This is a genomic window from Pseudogracilibacillus sp. SO30301A (assembly GCF_037072025.1).
Taxonomy (GTDB): domain Bacteria; phylum Bacillota; class Bacilli; order Bacillales; family Amphibacillaceae; genus Pseudogracilibacillus.
The window spans coordinates 1-24,074 of the sequence record NZ_JAXHDD010000002.1; the positions used below are offsets into that span (position 1 = coordinate 1).

The window sequence follows — 24,074 nt, forward strand, 5'->3', positions numbered from 1 at the left end:
GTTGGTATGCATCGTTATTGAATTGTAGATTAGGGATAATCAAAAGTATCCATCCCATAAAAAAGATTATTGTTTTTAAAATTGTTCCTTTTAGCTTTTTCATTTTTTGTTCCTTCATCCTAATCAAAATAAACTGTTCAACAAAATGGTCCGTATGTAACGATAGGGACGGAATCGCGCCCGTTAGTTGAACTATTTCTTTACTCTTTCTAATCACCAGTTACAATAAATCCTTATTTTTATTATAGGAACGTTTTAAGGAAATCAAGCTGGCAAAAAACCAAATTATACTAGCGCTAAGTGTTAATAATATAAGCTTTAACCATTTATCAGAGCCTTCTAATAATAAATACACTGATATGAGAATCACAAAGAAACCAATTACTCTGATAGCTATAACTTTTAATTCCTTTCTATATGCTTTATCTGTTGTCACATCAGTATATTCAATTCCAGAAACTACATATCTTCCTGTGATATAAATAAGGAAAATTAATATGGATATTAATAAGGCGTTAACGACTGATATATCAAAGTAATGATTATATATAATCATTCCAATCAATGAAAGTAGGAGAATCACCGCACTCTCTGAAAAAAAGTACAACATCATTTTCTCCCTATATTCATCATCAGGCAGAAAAAACGACATCCAAGATTTCATTATTATTCAACCTCCCAAAATAAGTCATCCAAAGTTTTGTTAAGTGCCTTTGCAATTGCTACGCATAACTGGAGACTCGGGTTGTAATTTCCCTTTTCAATTAACCCGATCGTCTGTCGTGTCACTCCTGTTCTCGAAGCTAATTGTTCTTGCTTGAGGGAAGCTTTAATACGAGCAATCTTCACATTATTTTTCATAATCTCACCTACGCTCTAAGCAATATATATTTAACATATGCAATATTTATATTACATCATTTATAAAAAAAGTCAAATTAAAAAGAGGCTTTTCAAAAACCTCTTTATTAAGCAATCTGGCCCAATTCATAAAGATTACTGTTTTACTGAATCCACAATATTTTTTGCATCCACCAAGGATCATTTTTGATAAAACCATTTTTCATATCTAAAACATCATTTTTTATTTGAGAAATGACCCCCAAATAGTTGGAGTACTCCTTAATACCATTACTAAGATTTCCATCCACTTTACCAGCACCTACTAATCATGCAAGTCGTATTAAGGATCCCGACTTCATATAGCACATTTGAATATAATCATCTTCGCTTATGATTTCATTTTTTAAATCAATTTGTTGTCCATTTAATGACTGCAGCATAAGCTCTTTAATTTTTTGTTTAATCCACAGTGTTTCATTGATGCCTGCTATGCCATCCGTTTCTTGCAGGCAAATGATTAACATTCCGACAACAATATTTAAATTAAATGCATCATCAACATTGCTCCATGGAACATCTTTTGCATCTAGGTCTTGAATATCGTCTAGTATATCGGATGCAAGTATAATTAATTCGACAATAGTCATCGCTTTCATTTTATATTAGCATAAATTTTAGTATAATCTCATTTTTTTACAATTTTATTATACTTATGTAAAAGCATCTTTTAAGAAATTAGTTATTTTATAACTGTGCCACCAGAAGTGGTTGAATTTCTTTAGACAATTTAGTAATATTATCCTGTTAACTTTACAGGGTTTAAAGGTATTGATGCCAACCCAATTGTTGTTGCAAGTTTTTCAGTTGAAAATGTAAAAAATTAATAGAGTACTATGCTTTTTAGGGAAATCCCTAAAAACAATTTAGTGTTTTTTTACGGTAAATACTTATAAAAATAATGTTATGATTTAATTATGGTCGATCGACAATTTTTTTTATATAAGGAGGGAATAGATCCGCAAAGTAGCATTTGAAGTTTTATTAAATGGTAACTTGTTTAGTAATAATTTCATAGTTTGAATTTACAGTTTTATAATAAAAAGATGAAAGGAAGAGTTTTTAATGAAAAATAAGTTGTTTTCGATTTGTTTAGTTGTAATATTTTCTGTAATGGTTGCGACACCAGTCCTAGCAGCCTCTAACTCATATTCATTTACAATGGCACACAGAGTGGTTGACGGTGGTAAAAATGGACAGTTCATGAGATTGAGTAAAGGTAGCGCTAGTATCTCAGGTTCTCACTATCAAAGTTTAGCTCAATCTGGAGCAACGGGTCCAAATTCAGTTCGCTATACATTGTATAATAAAACTTCAGGGAATAGTTTTGGTACAGTTACATCAACACCAACTACTGATGGAAAAAGGAAGAGTTTTTCGGGTTCATATAGTGGTTTGGGTGGAGGAACTAAATATTATTTATTGATCTGGAAAACATATGAGGATGGAAGGACAATAAAAGGAAGTGGAACAGTATCAAATTAGGAGATTATAGATAATGGTTATTTTCTTTTCAGGGATTTTCTTATATATTTTTCTAGTTATATATGCGATATTTATCATTTACTTTAGATACTTTAAACAAAGGAATGTAGCATATCTTTTATTTTTCACTATTTTTTATATTTATATTTACTATTTAATAGATTTAACACAGTTTCCAATATATATTGACGATGAACAAAGAGAAATGTTTGGAGGTCAAAATGTTTGGAAGGAAATGAACTTAATTCCGTTTAAATACGGTATATCAATTGCCAATTTTTATAATATTATCATGACAATTCCTCTAGGGTTTGGAATTCCTTTTTTAATGAAGACTGATGTAAAGAAAATTTTTCTAATTGGGTTAGTTACAACAATTACTATTGAGTCATTTCAATTATTAACCGCATTATATGCTGGATACACTTTTAGGGTTGTTGATATTAATGATATTATTTTAAATACCTTTGGCGCTTTAATTGGTTACCTATTATTTTTTAAGCTTTTTAAATTTATTTATAACTATCTTATCAATAAATTCAAGGTTGATGATGATAAAGGAGTGGTGCTAAAGCATATATCTTCCTATGTAAACCAATAACCCAACTTTCGGATAAAGGATGAGAAATCTCGCAATCTCGTTATGACGGGATTTCTCTTTTTTATTTGGCCACTACAATCTTTTCCTCACAATTCTATATTCCCTTTTTAACGGATCTCTCACTCACACCAAATTTTTCGTAAATTTTGTTTTAAGATATTTTGGTATCCTAGAAACCTTGATGTGATAGACTAGATCATCATGAGAAAATAGACTCGTCAAAATTTAACAAACTGGATTGTAATTGAAACGAGCAATTAAAAGTTAACCACAAAGAAGGTATAGCAGTTATATACAATGCTAACGAAAAATAGAGTCAGCATTTAAGTCATTAAAATCAGATTTGGTTATAAGATGATAAGACTCGTTTGTAGTAAATCTTTATCTTGAATATCATCAAGTGTATCCGATGCAAGAATAACTAATTCAACAATAATCATCGCCTTTATTTTATAACATATTTATTTTCTCTAAATATATCAAAATGAACTTCAGTTAGTTTAGCAAAAATAATGGACTGATTAAACTTAAATTCTATATACCGTTTCGTATCAGCCAGTAAACTTTTTTCCAAAAACCCTTTATCGATTAATTTTTTTGCCATATTAATTAGTTTCTCTCTAGGCATTTAGAAACCTAACATAAACCATAAGGTAATCTCATTTTTTTACAATTTTATTATATTTATGTATTGCTTTTTGAGAATGGAAAGGTTTATAACTGAGATATCATCTATGGGAATTGATCTTCATAAGTTACTTATAATTTTAGGATGACAGTTTCTAACGGTTTATACTAGGAAACTTGATGCTCAATACCCACCAATTATATAGACTATTTTACCTGTAGTTATTTAGTAATTTCCCTAAATTATAGCTATATAATTTAGGGGGTTTTTTACGGAAAATACGGTTGAAAATAAGGGTATGATTTATATATTAAGTCAAAACAGATAGTAATATGTAAAGAAATAAAAAGGATGGTGATAGTGTTGATAGATAATCTATACCAACCGATTGGCGGATTGATGACTCATCCTGATAAACTCTCTCAAGCTCCGGGAGATCCGGAATATAACATCTATAGTGCCCGGTTAGGAGATTTAAATAATGTTAACTTGTTTAAGGGAAGGAATTTTGACTTCCCAATGCATATGGACGGAGCAGGTGGTGATATAGATGCCGATGCGGCTCAATTAAAAGCCAAGGCAGAAACACTAGAAAGATATTGTTCTTGTGTTTATCAGAATGATCAATTCATATACGCTACTGCTAATGACGTATACTAATAAAACATCCATTATTTTCAATTTATTGCAGGAATAATGCGGATTATATAGAACTATATATATAGATTAGCCTTTTTCTGAGAAGTGCTTTCTGGTTTACTTACATTGTTCAAACGTTATGATTGATGCTATTCAATTAATGTAATGATGCAATGAAGATAACACTCACAAGGAGGAATTTGTTTGTTTGGACAAGATGAACCAATACTAGACGAATATTGCGTTGAAATAAATGGATTGAGTAAATCATATGGTAATCAACTCGTATTAAATAATGTGAATATGAAATTGGGAAGCGGTGGTATTTATGGAATACTGGGAAGAAATGGAGTAGGAAAAACAACTTTACTTGAATGTATGATTGACTTGAGACCGTATAAAAAAGGTGAGGTTAACATCCTAGGCGAAAGTAATATTCAAAAGGTAAAGAATAAAATTGGCATTCAACCACAGGAAGCAAATTTATTTCCGAGACAAACGGTAATGGAGATACTCCAGCTGTTTGGTAGTTTCTATCAAGACTCTATAAATATTGTTGAATTAATGGATATGTTAGAAATGGACAAAATCAAAAACAAAAAGGTAAAGGATCTATCTGTCGGCCAAAGACAGCGATTACTCGTATCTGTTGCGCTTGTTGGTAACCCTGATTTCATTATTTTGGATGAGCCTACTAGTGGTCTTGATCCACAAATTCGCCATTTAATTTGGGATTGTTTACAAAGAATGAAAGAAAAGGGTAAGACGATTTTATTGTCTACACACTATATGGAAGAAGCAGAAAAAATCTGTGATATGCTATACATTTTACATGATACAAGTATTGTTGCAGAGGGTTCTCCAAAAAGTATCATTCAACAACATAGGAAAACATATTCAGACCGGCTGGAGGATGTTTTCATTCATATTACCGGAAAAAATATTAGAGGGGAGATAGACTAAATGCAACATCAAAAAAGTTCATTCTCTCTAATGATTAAGACCGGCTTAACCGAAATTCAAAGAGATGCAAGAACGTTCTTTTTTACGTTATTATTCCCTTTCTTTTTTTTGGGAATGTTCGCCGCAATGAATTTTGCTATTCCCCCAACGGAGGATATGGGGCTTTCATTTTTAGAGTACCTTTTTCCGGGAATCCTTGTTTTTGCCTTAGTTTCCATTGGAATATCAGGAACCACCGTACCAATCGTAGAAATGAGGTCAAAAGGAATATTAAAAACACTTAAAATGACACCCCTTAAGCCAGAAAGCTTTATTTTATCGCAAATTGTTGTTCGATTTATATTATCTTTCTTCCAAATAAGTATTTTTACCATACTTGGATTTATTTTAGGCTATATTGAATTGGGAAATATTATTCCTTTTATACTCATATCCTTGCTTGGAATGATGATGATATTGATTTTCGGATTCTTTTTCGCCAATTTCTTTAACAATATAGAAGTAGCGTCGGGGTTGTTGAATGCACTTGTAGTTCCGTTGCTGATGGTCAGTGGTACATTGCTTCCAATATATATTTATATTTTGCCTGATGTTGTACAGAAATTCATATACATTGTTCCATTTACCTATTTAACTGATCTATACCACAGCAGTCTCTTTGGTAAGGAAGGAGAATTTTCGAATTTCATAAATATAGGGGTTATCCTATCTATCAGTTTGGTGTTCTTTTATCTTACGAAAAAAACTTTTAAATGGACATAATTAAAAAATGGGGTGAGGTGTAATGAATGGCTTCTGAAACATGTGAAGTATGTGGAAATGATAACTTTCTAAAAGGAAAAATGGGGAATGGATTTACCAATGTGACGTCGATAAACAAGTTAACGGGAAGTTCCCCAATCATTTTTACTTTTTGTAGTGAATGCGGTGAAATATCCTCCATGAAAATAGAACATCCTCAAAAATTTCGTTAGGGTAATGGGCGGTTGCCCACCTACCTTAAGGAATGCGGGTAGTAAAAGGTTGTTAGGTTTGCTACATCAAAAGTGAAAACAATGACTCAAACGATGACAACCCCAAAGGACATGATGAAAATAATCAAAAATGAGATAAAATAGATGGGCATGAATATTCGTTTTACTCCTAACGGTACTCCTGGCATTTGCTCTTCCTTATGTCACTCGGGCTCGCTCAAGCAGTATGAATGAAACTGCAAATGCTACCAACGCAAAACCAGCCGTTAGAAAACTTGGCTTATTGCCAAGCCCTGGCGAAAGCCTTAGTTGCACTTATGCAGTAGGAAAGTTTTATACTTTCTTATCTGCCAAAGAAAAATGGTATCCTCGTTCCAATACTGGCTAAAAACCCACCTGCTCCCGGACCAAGAATAAATCCAGTTGAAATAGCTACTGACATGTAGCCAAATGCTTTCGAAGGGTATGCTATGGTGGTAATATCCGCAATATATGCCGTAACTGCTGGCATGATAAATGCTGCACTGCATACGAGAAATAAACAGCACGGTGACATTCTGTTAGAAACGCTTCTCTACTTCACAATTGTACCCAATATCCGATAGTATTATTTTATCCCAAAAAATAGACCACCTGAATCCATCAGATAATCTGCTAAAGTCCAGTATCTTTTTAATCATCACGTTACTCATTTACTATCCCAACGCCATCGGAAAGTATTGGTAGACGGGTCGCAATGCTCCGCACCCGAAAAGCAACCTTTTCTGAGACCAGAATTCCTATTTTACATGAATATTCCAAGTTACGGCAAGGTTAAGCAACTTTTGTTTGTGTCAAGTTCTCTATTATTATTTCTGATCTGCCCAAAAAGAAAAAAAGACCGACATTTTTGTGTCGATCTAATTTTTCTTAATGACTTCTTTCCCACCCATATAGGCACGTAATACTTCTGGAATAACTACTGAACCATCTTCTTGCTGGTAATTTTCAATAATTGCAGTTACCGTTCTACCAATCGCAAGTCCTGAACCATTTAATGTGTGAACATATTCTAATTTTCCTTCACTATTTCGAAAACGGATCCCAGCACGTCTTGCTTGAAAATCTTCAAAATTTGAACAAGATGATATTTCACGATATGTTTCCTGTGCAGGGATCCATACTTCAATATCATACTTTTTAGCAGCGGTAAATCCTAAATCTCCTGTACACATACTCATGACTCTATAAGTTAAATTGAGTAATTGTAACACCTTTTCCGCTTGATTCGTTAACTCTTCTAAAGTAGCATATGAATCTTCAGGTTTCACAAAGTTAACAAGCTCAACTTTATTAAATTGATGTTGTCTGATCAGTCCTCTAGTGTCTCTTCCTGCAGATCCCGCTTCAGAACGAAAACACGCACTATATGCAACATATTTTTTTGGTAGTTCAATTTCTTTTAAAATCTCATCTCTGTAATAGTTTGTTACTGGCACTTCTGCAGTAGGTATTAAAAAGTAATCCCATTCTTCAATAAGAAATGCATCTTCTTCAAATTTTGGTAATTGTCCAGTTCCTGTCAAGCTTTTGCGATTAATTAAGTATGGGGGAATCATCTCTACGTAGCCATGTTCATCTGCGTGTAAATCCATCATAAAACTAAGTAAAGCTCTTTCTAGACGTGCCCCTAAACCTTTATAAAATACAAACCTGCTCCCAGTAACTTTTGCTGCTCTTTCAAAGTCGACAATATCTAAGTTAGTAGCGATATCCCAGTGTGGTTGAGGTTCAAAAGAAAAGTTTGGTTTTTCACCCCATTTTCTTACTTCCACATTATCATCTTCATCTTCTCCAACTGGGACACTTTCATGTGGAATATTAGGAATTGATAACATGACATGTTCCAGTTTATTATCTACTTTTTCTAATTCATTATCTAAATTCTTTATTTTATTTCCAACTTCTTGCATTTCCTGAATTAATGATGAGGCATCCTTCTTTTCTCTTTTCATAACAGAGATTTGCTTAGATGTTTCGTTTCTTTTTGCTTTTAATTCTTCTACTTCCGTAATAATACCACGTCTGCGCTGATCTAATTGAACAAAATTATCCAATTCTGATAAATCTTCTCCGCGATGTGTTAACTTTTCTTTCACTTCTTCAAAATTATTTCTTAATAATTTACGGTCTAACATACTAATACTCCTTCCTAAGAGATTTTACAATAGTAAGATATATAAACTATATAACAAAAAACTCCCATCCCTAATAACCATAGGGACGAGAGTTATTTCCCGCGTTGCCACCCACATTGAAGATATGTAATTCTATCTTCCAGCTTTACTGTTGTAACGGCACAAATTCCCGGATTTATTTATCATAAACCTGTTTAAGGATGGATTCACAATTATTTTTGATCGATTTTCACCAACCATCGACTCTCTTTAGCAAAAATAAATTGTTACTATTTCCTATCACTACATTTTTTCAATATTATTTATTAGAATTACAAAGCTTAATTGCTTCGATCAGCCATGCGGTCAAATCCTTCTAAAGAACTCATTTCAATCCCTTTCATAGCTGTACCTAGATCTTTTGATAATTCAGCAATTAATTTATAATCTTGATAATTTTCTGTTGCTTGAACGATTGCTTTTGCAAATTTTTCAGGGTTGTCTGATTTAAAGATACCTGAACCTACAAATACTCCATCAGCGCCTAATTCCATCATTAACGCTGCATCTGCCGGTGTTGCAACACCTCCAGCTGCATAATTAATAACTGGTAAACGACCTTTTTCGCGAATCTCCATTAAAACATGAAAAGGCGCTTGATTATCACGTGCAAATACCATAACCTCATCTTCACTCATAGATGTTAATTGTTTAATTTCAGCTTGAACTTGTCGTAAATGACGCACTGCTTCGACAATATTTCCAGTACCAGGCTCACCTTTTGTACGTAGCATTCCGGCTCCTTCACCAATTCGACGGGCTGCTTCACCAATATTACGGCATCCACAAACGAATGGAACTGTAAAATCTGATTTGTTAATATGAAAAACATCATCAGCCGGAGTTAATACTTCACTTTCGTCAATACAATCGACACCCATAGCTTCTAGTACACGGGCTTCAACAATATGACCGATTCTTCCTTTTGCCATTACAGGAATAGAGACAGCATTCATTACCTCTTCTGTTATTGTTGGGTCTGCCATTCGAGCTACTCCACCTTCTTTACGAATATCGGAAGGTACTCGTTCTAGTGCCATAACTGCTACAGCACCAGATTGTTCAGCTATATGTGCTTGTTCAGCATTCACGACGTCCATAATTACGCCGCCTCTTTTAAAATCAATCATAATTAATATCCCCCATATCGTTTAAAACAATCCCATAAAATTATCATATAAGTTAACAAAAAACTGTCCGATTGCTCCTAACATGAGTGAAAACCAATTTTTCTTATCTACATCACTAGTAGTTACGAGATCTACGGAAATTTTATTCTCACCATCTAAAATATATCCAAATTCTGCTCCATCGTCAAATACAAGCTCAGCAGTTCCAACTTTATCGCCTTTTTTAATTGGAGCAACAAGTTCACCATTTTCATTAAATACACTTTCATCAAGCTTATATTCAATATGATAATTTTCCTCTTTACCTTTTTCAATTGGAATAGAAATATCTTCTTTTAATGCAATATCTACTGTTTCTTCTTTTCCTTTTGTTACTGGGACAGAAGGTTCATCTTGTACTTGATAACCTGCTTTAAATAATTCTGTAACATCAAATTGATTAAATCCGTAATCTAATAACTTTGCAGTTTCTTTAAACCGTTCATCCTCGCTAGCAGTTTTCATGACAACAGTTATAAGACGACGGTCTTTTTGTACTGCTGTTGATGTAAATGTATATCCTGCCAAATCAGTATGACCTGTTTTTAGACCATCTACACCTTCATAATAATATTGTTTTAAATACGTTGCATCATGTGGCAACATCCAATTCCAGTTTTTAATTGTCTGGTCATCAAAATTTGTTTCTGGGATACTAGATATATCCAGTACTTCTGGATAATCATTTACTAAATAGTAAGCAAGAAGTGCTGCAGAACGAGCAGATAATAGATTCGTATCATCCGCCTTTGTCCCCTCTGGATGATTACCATCTAACGACTCGTTGTCAAGACCAGTTGAATTAACGAATTTAGAATCAGGTAATTTCATTTCTTCAGCTTTTTGATTCATTAATTTTACAAATTCACCCTCAGAACCTGCAATTAATTCCGCAAGTGCAATTGTAGTTGCGTTGTCTGAATTTATCGCCATCGCTTCATATAATTCTTTTACAGTATAATCTACATTTTGTCTTAAACCAACACCAGAGAAGCTATCATTTGCTGAAATACTATATGCATAATCACTGATTTGTGTCGTTGTGTTCCAGTCAATTTCCCCTTGATTAATTTTCTCCAAAACAATGTATTCGGTCATCATTTTGGTCATACTTGCTGGAGGTAATGCCTCGTTTTCATTTTTAGCATATAAAATTTTCCCTGTATTAACATCAACAATTATTGCGGATTCTGCTTTGGTTTCAACAGCTTTTGCTTCTACTTTAGTAATATCTGGATGTATGATTAGCAGAAGGGCAACCAAAGAAACAATTAATAAATACCAGCCCTTTTTCCTTACTATGTTATTCAATTTACTTTTACCTCCGTATATTTTTAACCACTAGTTATTTTATCACGAAATGAGAGATTAGCAAATGCCTAATTTGTTACAATTTATTTCAATATAGTCATAAGATTGATTAATTTAAAGAATAATTTGGTGCTTCTTTTGTAATTTGAATTTCATGTGGATGACTTTCTTTTAATCCTGCATTTGTGATCCGAATAAATTGTGAGTCAACTCTTAAGTTCTCTAAATCTTTTGTTCCACAATAGCCCATACCGGCACGGAGACCACCAATTAATTGATCCATTGTTTGAGCTAGAGAACCTTTATAAGCAACTCTTCCTTCAATACCTTCTGGAACTAATTTTTTAACATCATTTTCGTCTTGGAAATAGCGATCTTTTGAACCTGCTTTCATCGCACCAATGGAACCCATACCTCGATAAACTTTATATTGTCTACCTTGGAATATTTCCATTTCTCCAGGACTTTCTGTTACACCGGCAAACAGACTTCCTAGCATTACTGCATGTGCACCTGCAGCTAATGCTTTTACAACGTCACCAGAAAATTTAATTCCACCATCGGCAATGATCGGTACACAATGTTTGCTTGCTTCTTGTGCACAATCATAGATTGCAGTTATTTGTGGTACTCCAATCCCAGCAATAACACGGGTTGTACAAATAGAACCAGGGCCAATTCCAACTTTTACTATATTTGCTCCCGCTTCAATTAAATCTCTAGTCGCTTCTGCTGTTGCAACATTACCAGCAATAATATTTAAATCAGGATATTTCTGTCTAATATCTCTAACCGCTTCAAGTACTCCTTTTGAATGGCCATGTGCTGTATCAACTACAATTACATCAACATGAGCTGCAACTAATTTTTCAATTCTTGCCATTGTATCATTCGTTACACCTACCGCTGCCCCAACAAGTAAGCGACCTTGGTCATCTTTTGCTGAATTAGGATATTCAATTACTTTCTCAATATCTTTAATCGTAATTAATCCTTTTAATACATTATTTTCATCGACAAGCGGTAATTTCTCTATCTTATATTTCTGTAAAACTTTTTGCGCCTCTTCCAGTGTCGTACCTACTTCACTCGTTATTAAGTTTTCACTTGTCATTACTTCAGAAATGACAATCGAATAATCATCTACAAAACGGAGATCCCGATTCGTCAAAATACCAACTAATTTTTGTTCCTCTACGTTATTTACAATTGGGACACCTGAGATACGAAATTTAGCCATTAGATGTTCTGCATCATATACTTGATGTTCTGGAGTTAAGAAAAATGGGTTTGTAATTACTCCACTTTCTGAACGTTTTACTCGATCTACTTGTTCAGCTTGTTCATCAATCGACATATTTTTATGGATAACCCCAAATCCACCTTGTCTAGCCATTGCAATTGCCATATCCGCTTCTGTTACTGTATCCATACCAGCACTAATAAATGGTGCCTTCAACTGTAAACTAGGTGATAGTGAAGTTTTTATATCAACCTCTCTCGGTAATACTTCTGATTTAGCAGGTACTAGTAATACATCATCAAAAGTTAATCCTTCTTTTGCAAATTTACCCAATTACATTTCCTCCTTCTTTTCATTGTGTAAATAGAAAACTTGATTCTAAAGTTTTCTATTTAACTTTTATATAATTTTTTCTTATAAAATTAATCAACGTTAATTAAAATAATAACCTATATTTTATAAAAGAAAAAGAACTTGCCCCTAAGGCGAGCTCTTAAATCTATTCACGAAAAAGACTTAATTCACTTTCCAACTTTTCTACAACAATTGGATCAAGTTTATTATTTTTGAATTCTTCTAACACACTCATTATTTCCTTGGTATTATTTGAATATATCGAAAGAAATAAATCAGATACATTAATTATTCGAGCATAGTGATAGTTCACGTTATATACACAAGTTCTAGCACGTTTAAGATTTGGTTTATTTTATACATATAAGTTATTCAACTATTAGAAAACTTGGCTTATCGCCAAGCCTTGGCGAAAGCCTTAGTTTCACTTATGCAGTAGGAAAGTTTTATACTTTCTTATCTGCGTACAAAGAAGGCGGTCATTCATCTCCCCATTGAAATGAGGAGGACTCTGACTGCACAATCCTAAAACCATACCTGGAACTAAATGAGCCACATCTACTTCCGATTCTAATAACTCCTTTACGATCTATTCTTCTTTCAACTCAGACGAATCAGATTCTGTTTCAGTTTCTATTTTATTTTCTGCCTCATTTTCTTCCGTTTCTTCTTCCATTGTTTCTTCTTCTACTATCTTAGCAACTGTAGCTACTTCTTCTTCTCCCTGTAAACGAATAAGTCTTACACCTTGTGTGTTTCTACCTGTAATGGAAATATCTTTAACAGGAATTCGGATTAACACACCATGGATCGTAATTAACATTAAATCTTCATCACCAGTGGCAATTTTAACTGCAACAACATGTCCTGTTTCTTCTGTTAATCTACATAGATAGTAGCCTTTTCCACCACGATTTGTTTTTCTGTATTGATTTTCAAGCGTTCGTTTTCCAATTCCTTTATTCGTTACATGTAAAATATAAGAGTCTTTTTCAATGATTTCCATTGATACTACTTCATCATTTTCTCTTAAATCAATTCCTTTTACACCAGAGGCAGTTCTTCCCATGGAACGTACAACCTTTTCATCAAAACGTATGATGTATCCTTGTTTTGTGGCAATTCCAATATCTTTTGTTCCGTTAGTTAAACGAACGGAGATCAGTTCGTCTTCATCACGTAAATTAATTGCAATTAACCCACCACGTCTAATGTTTTGAAAATGTGGCAAGGATACCCGTTTGGAAAGACCTTTTTTAGTTGTAAAAAATAAGAAGTCATTTTCATCATATTCTCTAACTGTTATTACCGTATTAATCCATTCTCCTTTTTCAATTTGTAAAAGGTTAATTATCGGTAATCCTTTTGCCGTCCGACCAAATTCCGGAATCTCGTAACCTTTTAAACGGTATACTTTTCCTTTATTTGTAAAAAATAACACGGTATCATGTGTAGAAGTAGAAATTAATTGTTCAATAAAGTCACCTTCATGTGTTTCCATCCCTTGAATCCCTCTACCGCCTCGATGTTGCGTACGATAAGTAGTTGACGGTAAACGTTTAATATACCCTTTATGGGTTAATGTAATAATAATATTTTCTTCAGGGATTAGATCTTCATCTTCAAAAAAGTCTACACCGCCCATTGCTATTTCTGTTCGGCGTTCATCATTAAACTTTTCCTTAATTTCTGTTAACTCTTCACGAATAATCGCTAAAACCTTTTCTTCATCCGCTAGTATTGCTTTTAATTCTTCAATTAAAGCTAATATTTCTTTATATTCTTCTTCAATCTTTTCACGTTCAAGTCCTGTTAAACGTTGTAAACGCATATCCAAAATAGCTTGTGCTTGTTTTTCCGATAATTTAAACCGTTCCATTAGACCTGTACGGGCAATGTCGGCTGTTTTGGAATTACGAATAAGTGTAATTACTTCGTCTAGATGATCTAAAGCAATTCGTAATCCTTCCAAAATGTGAGCACGTGCCTCTGCTTTGTTTAATTCAAATTGTGTTCTTCTTCTTATAATGTCAATTTGATGATTTAAATAATGTTCTAAGCACTCTTTTAATGTTAGTACTTTCGGTTTTCCATCTACTAAAGCTAATGTATTAATACCAAAAGTTGTCTGTAATGCCGTATATTTATATAAATTATTTAACACCACATTCGCATTGACATCACGACGTATTCGCATGACAATTCTCATACCATTTCGGTCTGATTCATCATTTAATTCCGTAATACCATCTATTCGTTTCTCTCGCACCAATTCAGCAATTTTTTCAATTAATTTAGCCTTATTCACTTGATACGGTATTTCTGTAACAAGAATAGTAGAAGTACCGTTAGGATTTTCTTCAACTTCTACTTTTGCACGAAGCGTGATTGAACCTCTACCTGTTTCATAAGCTTTCCTAATTCCACTTCTACCTAAAATGATCCCTGCAGTTGGAAAATCAGGTCCATGAATATAGTTTTCCATTAATTCGTCTACTGTAATATCAGGATCTTCACTTAGTGCAAGTACTGCGTCAATCGTTTCTCCTAGATTATGAGGTGGAATATTTGTTGCCATTCCAACTGCAATACCAGAAGATCCATTTACAAGTAAATTAGGAAAACGAGCAGGTAAATATATCGGTTCCTTTTCCGTACTATCATAGTTGTCCATATAGTCAATCGTATCTTTATTAATATCACGTAACATTTCCATCGCTAATTTAGACATTCTTGCTTCTGTATATCGCATTGCAGCCGCGGAGTCTCCATCTACGGAGCCGAAGTTTCCATGACCATCAATTAGTAAATAGCGATGACTAAAATCTTGCGCCATCCGAACCATTGCATCATAAATAGATGAGTCACCATGTGGATGATATTTCCCCATCACATCCCCTACGATACGTGCTGATTTTTTATATGGCTTATCTGAGTGCATACCGGATTCATTCATCGCATATAAAATACGGCGATGTACAGGTTTTAAACCATCTCTAACATCTGGTAAAGCACGTGAAACGATAACACTCATCGCATAGTCGAGAAAGGATGTGCGCATTTCTTGACTTAAATTTACTTGTTCAACATTTAACCGTTCTTCCATTTCACATAAACCTCCTGATGGATGAATTGAATCATGGAGAAAAAGATGTTTTTTATATATCTAAGTTTTTAACATATTCAGCATTTTCTTCAATAAATTCTCTTCGTGGTTCTACTTTATCACCCATTAAAATATTAAATACTTCATCTGCATCTATTGCATCTTTCAATTTCACTTGTAATAATGTTCTCGAATCAGGATTCATCGTTGTTTCCCACAATTGATCAGCATTCATTTCTCCAAGCCCTTTATAGCGCTGAATATTTGGCTTTGGTGACTCTGGCAGTTCAGCTAAAAGGGCGTCTAACTGATCATCACTATATACATAATGCAACGATTTCCCTTGCTTTATTTGATATAACGGTGGCTGTGCGATATAAACATATCCATGTTCAATAAGTGGTTTCATAAAACGATAGAAGAATGTTAATAATAATGTTCGAATATGTGCACCATCAACATCCGCATCTGTCATGATGACAATTTTGTGATACCGTGCTTTTGTAATATCAAAATCTTCACCAATTCCGGTGCCAAGCGCTGTAATCATCATTCGTACTTCATTATTCGATAAAATTCGATCTAAACGTGCTTTTTCAACGTTTAAAATTTTCCCTCGCAACGGTAAAATAGCTTGAAAATGCCTATCTCGGCCTGATTTTGCAGATCCACCAGCGGAGTCTCCCTCTACGATAAAAAGTTCACTAATTTCAGGGTCTTTAGAGGAACAATCTGATAATTTCCCGGGTAAATTAGATATTTCAAGGGCACTTTTTCGCCGCGTTAATTCTCGAGCTTTCCTAGCAGCAACTCTCGCACGGGAAGCCATCATGCCTTTTTCAACAATGACTCTGGCTACAGAAGGATTCTCAAACAAGAATTTTGAAAAAGCTTCACTAAAAACAGAATCAGTTACGGATCGTGCATCACTGTTACCTAGTTTTGTTTTTGTTTGTCCTTCAAACTGTGGATCCGTATGTTTTATCGATACAATGGCGGTCATTCCTTCGCGCACATCTTCCCCAGTTAAGTTATCATCATCTTCTTTAAATAAATTACTCTTACGTGCATAATCATTAATAACACGAGTAAGTGCTGTTCGGAACCCCGCTTCATGTGTTCCGCCTTCATATGTGTGAATATTATTAGCAAAAGAGAATAGATTACTTGCATAACCATCATTATATTGAATAGCAACTTCTACAGAAATATCGTTGTCTTCCCCCTCAGCATATATCGGGTCATGAAGAACATCTTTTGTGCGGTTCATAAATTCAACATATGATTTTATACCGCCCTCATAATAAAATTCTTCTCTTTCTTTATCATCTCTTTTATCTTCTAAAGTTATCGTTAATTTTCGGTTTAAAAAAGCTAATTCTCTTAAACGATTTTTTAACGTATCATAATCATATACAGTTGTCTCTGTGAATATTTCGGGATCAGGTTTAAAATTGATAATCGTCCCTGTTTTATCTGTATCTCCAATTACTTTAATTTCACCTTTTGGTTCACCTTTTGCGAATTCTAAGTAATGGACTGTTCCATTTCGGTGAACATACACTTTTAGATGGGTTGATAGGGCATTAACAACAGAAGCACCTACACCATGGAGACCTCCAGAAACTTTATAACCGCCACCACCAAATTTACCGCCAGCATGAAGTACAGTTAAAATAAGTTCTACTGCAGGCTTCCCAGATTCTTCATGGATATCTATTGGAATTCCCCTACCGTTATCTTTAACTGTAATGCTATTATCTTCTTCTATAATGACATCAATTTTATCACAATATCCTGCTAATGCTTCGTCAATACTATTATCTGTTATTTCCCAGACTAAATGATGCAGTCCTTTTTCACTTGTTGCTCCAATATACATACTTGGTCTTTTCCGAACTGCTTCGAGTCCTTCTAATACTTGTATTTGTTCAGCATCATAAGTTTGATTACTTAATACTTTATCTTCCATAAAAAAATTCACCTTCATTTCATTAATTAAGGTACCTTAATTACTTTATCTCTTCTCTACTTGATTCATAGTTGCATATAATTCTTCTCTATTTTTTAAAGTGGATGTAGAAAATGAACTGTAGTAAATTGATTCATCTGTTATGATAATGGATTTTGCATCTATGTCTGATCCAATGACTCTTTTGTTTCTTTTTTGATCTGCTATCAATTGCCTCAATTTTGGTGAAGAATACGTAAGTTGGTAATTTAATATGGAGATGATTTTATCTGATTCAATTACTTCATCATTCCCGATATAAATAAACAATAATTTTCCATTCCTTTTCATTTTCTAAAAAGTTCTTTCTGCTCTGTCTATAAACATGAACAAAAATATTTCTATCATAATTATAGATACTAAAGAATTCATCATCTAGCAGTGAACTATTACACGCTTTAAAAAGTAATTACGCCATTTTGCACAGAATAAATAGACGCTTCTTCTAGCGTATTATGGTTAATTCCGTCTACAGTTGTCGTAGAAACGAACGTTTGGACTTTTCCTTGAATTGTACTTAACAAATGGGATTGCCTAAAATCATCCAATTCGCTTAACACATCATCTAAAAGTAGAATAGGAAATTCATTTGTTTGATCATAGATAAGATCAATTTCGGCTAATTTTAATGATAATGCAGTTGTACGTTGCTGTCCTTGAGAACCGTATAGTTTTACGTCTTTATCATTTATATAGAAAATTAAATCATCACGATGTGGACCGATTAAAGTTAGACCACGATTAATTTCATTTCTTTCAATTTGTAAAAACGCCTCTAAATACTTATTCTCCAGTTTCTCCTCATCGTCATCTTCTAATACTTCAACGCTTGATGTATAGATAATTTTAAGATATTCCTGTTCACGACTTATTTTAAAATGAATAGGAATTGCCCATTTCCGTAGTAGCTGTAAAAAAACAAAGCGCTTTTTTAAAATAATAGCAGCATGTTTAACTAACTGCTGTGTTAAAACAAATAATAATGTTGTGTCCGGCTCTGTTTGATGTTGTAATTGTTTCAACAAATGATTTCGTTGTTTTAAAACTTTTTGATATTGTCCTAAATGGTAAAGATATAATGGTTCGATTTGGCCTAATTCCATATCAATAAATCTCCTACGCATTTGTGGGGAGCCTTTGACTAGTGATAGGTCTTCTGGGGCAAACATAACGACATTAAGAGCACCAATATATTCACTTAATCGCTTCTGTTCGATACGATTTAATTTAGCCTTTTTTCCATTTTTATGGAAAATCAATTCCATTGGAATGTTTTTATTATCACTTTTTATAATTGTACCTGAAATTTTTGCAAATTCTTTATTCCAATAAATTAATTCACGATCATTGGATGTACGATATGATTTTGTAAAAGCTAGTAAGTAAATAGCTTCCAAAAGGTTCGTTTTCCCTTGAGCATTTTCTCCAATAATTACATTCACTCTGTTTTCAAAAGGGATATCAAGTTGGTCATAATTACGATAATTTTTTAGTTGTAAATGGTTTAAATACATGCAAATTCCTCATTTGTTTGCATTAGTTTCCTGACTTTTCACAATGAGTGTTTCATTGTTTTTTAGTTTTACTACATCATTGTGATATAGCTTTCGGCCTCTTCTAAATTCCAGCGTTCCATTGACATAAACACCTTCCTCTGTGATATATGCTTTTATAAAGCCACCAGAATCAAATAAATTAGTTAATTTCAATAATTGATTTAAAGTAATAAAATTATCTTCTATTTGGATTTCTTCCATTTTGAACAATTCCTTTGCTTTTTTTAGTTTCATCTTTTTAGTCATACTTTAAATCTTTCTATATTCCATTTTACTAAAGTTTTTAACCAAATGGAAGCTTTACCCCTCTTCCGGTATAAAAACGCTCTAATATACTTAAAATGAATTTTTAACCCTATAAAAAGACAAATAAAGCCCTTTTCCAAAAAAGAGCTTTATCATAAATTGATTTATAAAAATGGGAAAAAATTCCTTTTCTACACAAAATCTTTAAACTGTAGAGTAGTTGTCGGTTGTTTTACACGGCAACTATTTAAAATTTGTAATGGAAAATACCGCAACTAAAATACACTGCGTTTTACCACAAGCATAAGAGCGACATCTGGAATTGTACAAGGTTCGTCCCATCAAATACACCTGTTTAAGCTGCGCTATCGCTTGCTTTCACATTGCTTTTTTTACCGTTGGGCAGCTGATGAGCCTCCGACGTAAAGGACGTACTAGTGTCGATGACGTTACAGAACGTGACGATTGTCATCGACTCGTTGCTTCGTTCCTGTGTAGCACGGAGACCTTTCCTCCCACAGGAGTCTCCGTGTATTTCCTTCGCTGAGAAAGCGCATAGTAACAGCTCTATGCAATTATATCCTGGATTCCCGGATTGTGTAACGAGAAACTTCGAAACCCCGCGTAAATACTGGAAAGTTCCATCGTTACAAATGTTTAAAGCATAACGATGGATTCATGAACAAATTTACGACGAGACCTTGATATTACAGCATTTTCAAATTAAACTCGTTATAAATTCCGGGAACTTAGGTTATATACTACTGTTATATCTGAAAGGCAGTCGACTCCTGGTCGGCTAAAAGTGGTCACGTCCCGGGACTGTAGCTACGCTTTTGTCCTACCGTAAAGATTTGTGACCAACACCGATATTAGCCCGTCCTGTGCGTCGCGTGAACGGGAAAAGCACGTATCTGGAAGTCTCTGCAAGAAGTGTCTTTTGCTTCTGAAAGAGGCTGAAGCCGTGCTTGCGGAAAGTGATTTCCTAGAGGCGGAAATCAACAGCGTTGTTACTAGGTTTATAATTTTTTTCTACACGCACTTTACTTCAATTATGAAATGATAATATAAATGAATGCTCTATGAAAAAAAATATGTAATGCCTATTAATACGTTCTAACTGGCAAGATTAATTGTAATATATTTTCTTCTTCTGGAGTTTTTATAACGAATGGTCGCATTGGACCTGTAAAATTAATTTGTACTCTTTCACTATCAATTGTCCGAAGTGTATCCAGCATATACCTTGAACTAAAGGATATTTTTATTTCTTCTCCTTTTATAGATATAGCCCCTAATTGTTCTTTAACATTTCCAATTTCGGGAGAGTTACTGGAAATTTCAATACCATTTTGATTAATTGTATCTAAACGAATTACATTATTTTGATCAGGGCTTGATAATAGTGCTGCTCGTTCAATTGTTTGAATCAAATCTTTTGTAAAAACATCAATAACTGTCTTGCTTTCAGTTGGGATTAATCGATCTGTTTCAGGATAATTTCCACTTAGAAGTCTTGATAAAAAATACGTATTTTCTGTATAAAATAATACTTGATTATTAAGTAATTCCATATGAATCGTATCATCATTATTATCAAAAATTTTATTTAATTCTTGAAGACTTTTACCTGGTATTACAATGTTTATAGGATCTAAATGATGACTTTGAATTGGAAATGATCTTAATGCAAGTCGATGACTATCAGTCGCTGTAAAAGTTACTAAATTATTTTCAATAGTTATATTAACTCCTGTTAAAATTGGTCTTGTTTCCATTGGAGATACAGCAAATACAGTTTGTTTAATTAATGTTTTTAAATCTTGACATTTTATATTTAATTGCTTTTCTCCTTCATCAATTTTTATTTGTGGGTATTCACTACTACTTTGACCATATAGCGTAAATACTGCCTTTCCAGAAGTTATAACAGTTTTAAAGTTTTCTTCAACAATAATTGTAACAATTTCTTCAGGTAATTTTTTTATTATTTCTGGGAAATGGGGTACAGGAAGAACGATTGTGCCAGTTTCAATATCGGTAATAATTACTTCATCATCTATTTGTATAGGAATATGCGATTGAATTGTAATATCGGAATTACTTCCTGTTAGTATAATTTTTGATTGAATGACGTCTATTTTCATACCAGTTAAAATAGGAATTACTGTTCTTGAAGAGATTGCAGTTGAAACAGCTTGTATACTGCTAAGCAAATATTTTTTCTTAACTTTAAATTTCATTATTCTCCTCCTCATAGAAGATTGCTGTCATATATATATTTATTAATAAATATTTAGTAATAATAGTAATAGGGCTTGTTAATATGTGTATAAGTTAGTTTAAGCTCATATATAACTATTTTCTCAATGTTATCAACATGTGCATAACATTGGTTTTTTCATGTGGTTTATTCACAACTGTTAACATTACAGATTACTTTTGATTTCTTCCTTATATGTGTTTATTTCAGCTTGAAATTCATTATCTTCTGTTAAAAGTTCTGTTATTTTCTTATGAGCATGTATCACTGTTGTATGATCTCGTCCGCCAAATTCTTCACCTATTTTAGGAAGTGACAGATCTGTTAATTCTCTACATAAATACATGGCAATTTGCCTAGGAAAAGCGATTGTTTTTGTTCTTTTTTTAGATAAAAATTCATCTACAGTGACATTAAATTTTTCAGCGATATAAGACTGTATTCCTTTAATAGTTATTTTTTTCGGTCTGTTACTAGGGATAATATCTTTTAATGCTTCTGTTGCTAGTTTCGTATCAATGTCCTGATTTATTAATGAAGAGTAGGCGATAACGCGAATTAATGCGCCTTCTAGTTCACGAATATTTGTGTCAATTTGATTTGCAATATAAAGCATTACTTCATTTGATATATCATCTAGTCCTTCAGCTTTCGCTTTTTTAGATAAAATAGCGATTCTCGTTTCTAAATCAGGAGGTGAAATATCAGTAATTAACCCCCACTCAAATCTAGAACGTAAACGATCTTCTAGTGTAGGTATTTCTCTTGGTGGACGATCACTTGAAATAATAATTTGTTTGTTTTCTTCATGTAATGTGTTAAAAGTATGGAAAAATTCCTCTTGAGTTTGTTCTTTTCCCGCTAAAAACTGAATATCATCAACTAGTAAAATATCAACATTTCGATATTTATTACGAAAATTTTCTGCTTTGTTATCCATTATTGCGTTAATAAATTCATTCGTAAATTTTTCAGAAGATAAGTAGATTACTTTTCTATCAGGATGATATTCTTTTACATAATGGCCAATTGCATGCATTAAATGCGTCTTTCCAAGTCCGACTCCACCATAAATAAATAAAGGATTATATGATTTAGCGGGTGCTTCAGCTACAGCTAATGATGCTGCATGAGCAAACCGATTTGCGGCTCCAACAACAAACGTATCAAAAGTATATTTTGGATTTAACATATTTTGGCTATCTTCATTAATAGGATTTTTTTCCTGTATTTCTTTAACTTCTGGTTGTTCATTATTTTCATCAATAATTTCAAATCTAACGGATATTTCGGTTCCAGTCATTTCAAATAATAGTGTATCGATTACATCTGTGTATCTTTGATCTAACCAATTTTTTGTGAATTCATTTGGAACATTTATTATAAGGATATTATCAGTTAGGCCCTTCACGGCAGTTTGACTTAACCACGTATCATAGCTTGGTTTACTAATTTTAGATTTCATTTCATTCAATATGTACTGCCATAATTCTTCAATATTTTCCAAGTGATACACCTCTTTATTTCATAAAATAACTAATTGTAAGTATAAAAATCCTTTCGACAATTCTCCCTGCTTATAAGGAAGAAGGAAAGGAAATATAATTTTATATCGTATCAACTATCGTCATAAAAATCTGTTGTGGATAATATATATTATAAAATTAAAACACGTTTAATGGAACTTATTCACAATGTGGTTTTATCTTATGTACAGAAGAAAGAAAATGTTAACATTTTATCCACAACCTGGGGATAAGTAAGTGTTTTAAAAGAGTTATTAACATGTGGAAGCATTATTAACAATATCAAAATTTGCTAGAATATGCAATGTTTTTTATATAGTTATCCATATGTTATTCGTATTGGGTATAAAAATTATCAACATGTGTAGAAATTGTTGTTAAGGTGTCGATAATTGTAGAAAAATATTTTCATGAAAAAATTCTATGTGATTAGATTGTGGAAAACGTGAATCTTTTAGTGCGTGTTCAAAAAGGAGGTTATAAAGGACCAAGAAGTTCGAGTCGGCGCAGTTTCGAGTAGCGAAATGTATGCATTTAGATACATGAGCAAAGATCTGGCACGCAGGAAAAGTGCTTTTCTTTTCCAAGGAAACGCTTCTAGCACGCAGAAAAAGTGCTTTCCTTTTTCAAGGAGCGGAGAAACAAGCCAACAAAGAAATTCGCAGTGTCATTTTTACCGGACTTTTTGAACATCCTCTATTATTAAATTTTAGTATGCGGTTGTATGTTGACTAATGTTTGTTGTTTACGTATAATTATCAAGACAGTTTTTGTCATGGAAACATTGAATGAAGAGTAAGTTATTTTACACAAAAATTGCTTCTCCTATTTTTAATATTCGTAAGTTTCTATATGAATGATCAACTAATATTTAAGGAGGTGC

General features: G+C 33.2%; 21 protein-coding genes, 2 pseudogenes and 1 other annotated feature. Of the genes and pseudogenes, 5 read left to right on the forward strand and 18 right to left on the reverse strand.

Going from position 1 to position 24,074, the window contains the following annotated elements; genetic code table 11:
* From SPD89_RS01740 to SPD89_RS01760, 5 genes and pseudogenes are all read right to left on the reverse strand, one after another.
* Positions 1–217 (reverse strand): annotated as a pseudogene (locus tag SPD89_RS01740) (hypothetical protein); the annotation flags it as partial.
* A gap of 3 nt (positions 218–220) precedes the next feature.
* The gene (locus SPD89_RS01745; protein ID WP_336260235.1) at positions 221–664 is read right to left on the reverse strand and encodes a hypothetical protein; all 444 of its coding nucleotides are present in this window, start codon (positions 662–664) and stop codon (positions 221–223) included.
* Between the two features lie 2 nt (positions 665–666).
* Positions 667–861 carry a helix-turn-helix transcriptional regulator gene (locus SPD89_RS01750; RefSeq protein ID WP_336260237.1) on the reverse strand — a complete coding sequence of 65 codons (195 nt, stop codon included), beginning with the start codon at positions 859–861 and terminating at the stop codon, positions 667–669.
* A 143-nt stretch (positions 862–1,004) separates the two neighbouring features.
* Complete coding sequence (locus SPD89_RS01755; RefSeq protein WP_336260238.1) at positions 1,005–1,151, reverse strand: hypothetical protein; 147 nt, start codon at positions 1,149–1,151, stop codon at positions 1,005–1,007.
* A gap of 18 nt (positions 1,152–1,169) precedes the next feature.
* The gene (locus tag SPD89_RS01760) at positions 1,170–1,490 is read right to left on the reverse strand and encodes a hypothetical protein (RefSeq protein WP_336260239.1); all 321 of its coding nucleotides are present in this window, start codon (positions 1,488–1,490) and stop codon (positions 1,170–1,172) included.
* Positions 1,491–1,965: 475 nt separating this feature from the next.
* On the opposite strand from SPD89_RS01760, the gene SPD89_RS01765 reads away from it, so the two are divergent.
* Together SPD89_RS01765 and SPD89_RS01770 are read left to right on the forward strand one after the other, a co-directional pair.
* Positions 1,966–2,385: a hypothetical protein gene (locus SPD89_RS01765; RefSeq protein ID WP_336260240.1), complete on the forward strand. Its 420-nt coding sequence runs from the start codon at positions 1,966–1,968 to the stop codon at positions 2,383–2,385.
* Between the two features lie 13 nt (positions 2,386–2,398).
* Positions 2,399–2,986 carry a VanZ family protein gene (locus SPD89_RS01770; protein WP_336260241.1) on the forward strand — a complete coding sequence of 196 codons (588 nt, stop codon included), beginning with the start codon at positions 2,399–2,401 and terminating at the stop codon, positions 2,984–2,986.
* Between the two features lie 445 nt (positions 2,987–3,431).
* Here the strand turns inward: SPD89_RS01770 and SPD89_RS01775 are convergent, their stop codons facing one another.
* Positions 3,432–3,614, reverse strand: a complete 183-nt coding sequence (locus SPD89_RS01775; RefSeq protein WP_336260242.1) for a hypothetical protein — start codon at positions 3,612–3,614, stop codon at positions 3,432–3,434.
* A gap of 363 nt (positions 3,615–3,977) precedes the next feature.
* On the opposite strand from SPD89_RS01775, the gene SPD89_RS01780 reads away from it, so the two are divergent.
* The 3 genes from SPD89_RS01780 to SPD89_RS01790 all read left to right on the forward strand — a co-directional run bounded on the left by SPD89_RS01780 (position 3,978) and on the right by SPD89_RS01790 (position 5,978).
* Positions 3,978–4,274 (forward strand): hypothetical protein, encoded by a 297-nt coding sequence (locus tag SPD89_RS01780; protein WP_336260243.1) that lies wholly within the window; start codon positions 3,978–3,980, stop codon positions 4,272–4,274.
* A 183-nt stretch (positions 4,275–4,457) separates the two neighbouring features.
* On the forward strand, positions 4,458–5,216 hold the full coding sequence (locus SPD89_RS01785; protein ID WP_336260244.1) for an ABC transporter ATP-binding protein: 759 nt from the start codon (positions 4,458–4,460) through the stop codon (positions 5,214–5,216).
* A complete protein-coding gene (locus SPD89_RS01790) occupies positions 5,217–5,978 on the forward strand; it encodes an ABC transporter permease (RefSeq protein ID WP_336260245.1) in 762 nt (253 codons plus the stop codon). It begins immediately after the preceding gene.
* A 564-nt stretch (positions 5,979–6,542) separates the two neighbouring features.
* Here SPD89_RS01790 and SPD89_RS01795 read toward each other — a convergent pair.
* From SPD89_RS01795 to dnaA, 12 genes and pseudogenes are all read right to left on the reverse strand, one after another.
* Positions 6,543–6,716: pseudogene (locus SPD89_RS01795) on the reverse strand (MFS transporter); the annotation flags it as partial.
* A 373-nt stretch (positions 6,717–7,089) separates the two neighbouring features.
* On the reverse strand, positions 7,090–8,367 hold the full coding sequence (gene serS / locus SPD89_RS01800) for a serine--tRNA ligase (protein ID WP_336260246.1): 1,278 nt from the start codon (positions 8,365–8,367) through the stop codon (positions 7,090–7,092).
* A gap of 78 nt (positions 8,368–8,445) precedes the next feature.
* Positions 8,446–8,659: a binding site (T-box leader), on the reverse strand.
* A 28-nt stretch (positions 8,660–8,687) separates the two neighbouring features.
* Positions 8,688–9,536: a pyridoxal 5'-phosphate synthase lyase subunit PdxS gene (pdxS, locus tag SPD89_RS01805; protein WP_336260247.1), complete on the reverse strand. Its 849-nt coding sequence runs from the start codon at positions 9,534–9,536 to the stop codon at positions 8,688–8,690.
* A 21-nt stretch (positions 9,537–9,557) separates the two neighbouring features.
* Positions 9,558–10,886, reverse strand: a complete 1,329-nt coding sequence (locus SPD89_RS01810) for a D-alanyl-D-alanine carboxypeptidase family protein (protein WP_336260248.1) — start codon at positions 10,884–10,886, stop codon at positions 9,558–9,560.
* Between the two features lie 109 nt (positions 10,887–10,995).
* Positions 10,996–12,462: an IMP dehydrogenase gene (gene guaB / locus SPD89_RS01815; RefSeq protein ID WP_336260249.1), complete on the reverse strand. Its 1,467-nt coding sequence runs from the start codon at positions 12,460–12,462 to the stop codon at positions 10,996–10,998.
* Positions 12,463–13,072: 610 nt separating this feature from the next.
* Positions 13,073–15,589, reverse strand: a complete 2,517-nt coding sequence (gyrA, locus tag SPD89_RS01820) for a DNA gyrase subunit A (protein WP_336260250.1) — start codon at positions 15,587–15,589, stop codon at positions 13,073–13,075.
* Positions 15,590–15,641: 52 nt separating this feature from the next.
* Positions 15,642–17,561, reverse strand: a complete 1,920-nt coding sequence (gene gyrB / locus SPD89_RS01825; RefSeq protein ID WP_336260251.1) for a DNA topoisomerase (ATP-hydrolyzing) subunit B — start codon at positions 17,559–17,561, stop codon at positions 15,642–15,644.
* Between the two features lie 45 nt (positions 17,562–17,606).
* Positions 17,607–17,870, reverse strand: coding sequence for an extracellular matrix regulator RemB (gene remB, locus SPD89_RS01830; RefSeq protein ID WP_336260252.1), 264 nt, complete (start codon positions 17,868–17,870; stop codon positions 17,607–17,609).
* A gap of 128 nt (positions 17,871–17,998) precedes the next feature.
* Positions 17,999–19,114: a DNA replication/repair protein RecF gene (recF, locus tag SPD89_RS01835; RefSeq protein WP_336260253.1), complete on the reverse strand. Its 1,116-nt coding sequence runs from the start codon at positions 19,112–19,114 to the stop codon at positions 17,999–18,001.
* A gap of 9 nt (positions 19,115–19,123) precedes the next feature.
* Positions 19,124–19,402 (reverse strand): RNA-binding S4 domain-containing protein, encoded by a 279-nt coding sequence (locus tag SPD89_RS01840; protein ID WP_442961021.1) that lies wholly within the window; start codon positions 19,400–19,402, stop codon positions 19,124–19,126.
* A gap of 1,106 nt (positions 19,403–20,508) precedes the next feature.
* Complete coding sequence (gene dnaN / locus SPD89_RS01845; RefSeq protein ID WP_336260254.1) at positions 20,509–21,645, reverse strand: DNA polymerase III subunit beta; 1,137 nt, start codon at positions 21,643–21,645, stop codon at positions 20,509–20,511.
* Between the two features lie 186 nt (positions 21,646–21,831).
* Positions 21,832–23,172, reverse strand: a complete 1,341-nt coding sequence (dnaA, locus tag SPD89_RS01850; protein ID WP_336260255.1) for a chromosomal replication initiator protein DnaA — start codon at positions 23,170–23,172, stop codon at positions 21,832–21,834.
* Positions 23,173–24,074 lie beyond the last annotated feature (902 nt).

Excerpts from the sequence above, each read along its gene's own strand:
- SPD89_RS01750 (WP_336260237.1), bottom strand. The coding sequence starts at position 861 with ATGAAAAATAATGTGAAGATTGCTCGTATTAAAGCTTCCCTCAAGCAA.
- SPD89_RS01790 (WP_336260245.1), top strand. The coding sequence starts at position 5,217 with ATGCAACATCAAAAAAGTTCATTCTCTCTAATGATTAAGACCGGCTTA.
- SPD89_RS01760 (WP_336260239.1), bottom strand. The coding sequence starts at position 1,490 with ATGACTATTGTCGAATTAATTATACTTGCATCCGATATACTAGACGAT.
- gyrA (WP_336260250.1), bottom strand. The coding sequence starts at position 15,589 with ATGGAAGAACGGTTAAATGTTGAACAAGTAAATTTAAGTCAAGAAATG.
- SPD89_RS01765 (WP_336260240.1), top strand. The coding sequence starts at position 1,966 with ATGAAAAATAAGTTGTTTTCGATTTGTTTAGTTGTAATATTTTCTGTA.
- dnaN (WP_336260254.1), bottom strand. The coding sequence starts at position 21,645 with ATGAAATTTAAAGTTAAGAAAAAATATTTGCTTAGCAGTATACAAGCT.
- gyrB (WP_336260251.1), bottom strand. The coding sequence starts at position 17,561 with ATGGAAGATAAAGTATTAAGTAATCAAACTTATGATGCTGAACAAATA.
- recF (WP_336260253.1), bottom strand. The coding sequence starts at position 19,114 with ATGTATTTAAACCATTTACAACTAAAAAATTATCGTAATTATGACCAA.
- pdxS (WP_336260247.1), bottom strand. The coding sequence starts at position 9,536 with ATGATTGATTTTAAAAGAGGCGGCGTAATTATGGACGTCGTGAATGCT.
- SPD89_RS01770 (WP_336260241.1), top strand. The coding sequence starts at position 2,399 with ATGGTTATTTTCTTTTCAGGGATTTTCTTATATATTTTTCTAGTTATA.
- SPD89_RS01840 (WP_442961021.1), bottom strand. The coding sequence starts at position 19,402 with ATGACTAAAAAGATGAAACTAAAAAAAGCAAAGGAATTGTTCAAAATG.
- serS (WP_336260246.1), bottom strand. The coding sequence starts at position 8,367 with ATGTTAGACCGTAAATTATTAAGAAATAATTTTGAAGAAGTGAAAGAA.
- SPD89_RS01775 (WP_336260242.1), bottom strand. The coding sequence starts at position 3,614 with ATGCCTAGAGAGAAACTAATTAATATGGCAAAAAAATTAATCGATAAA.
- SPD89_RS01745 (WP_336260235.1), bottom strand. The coding sequence starts at position 664 with ATGAAATCTTGGATGTCGTTTTTTCTGCCTGATGATGAATATAGGGAG.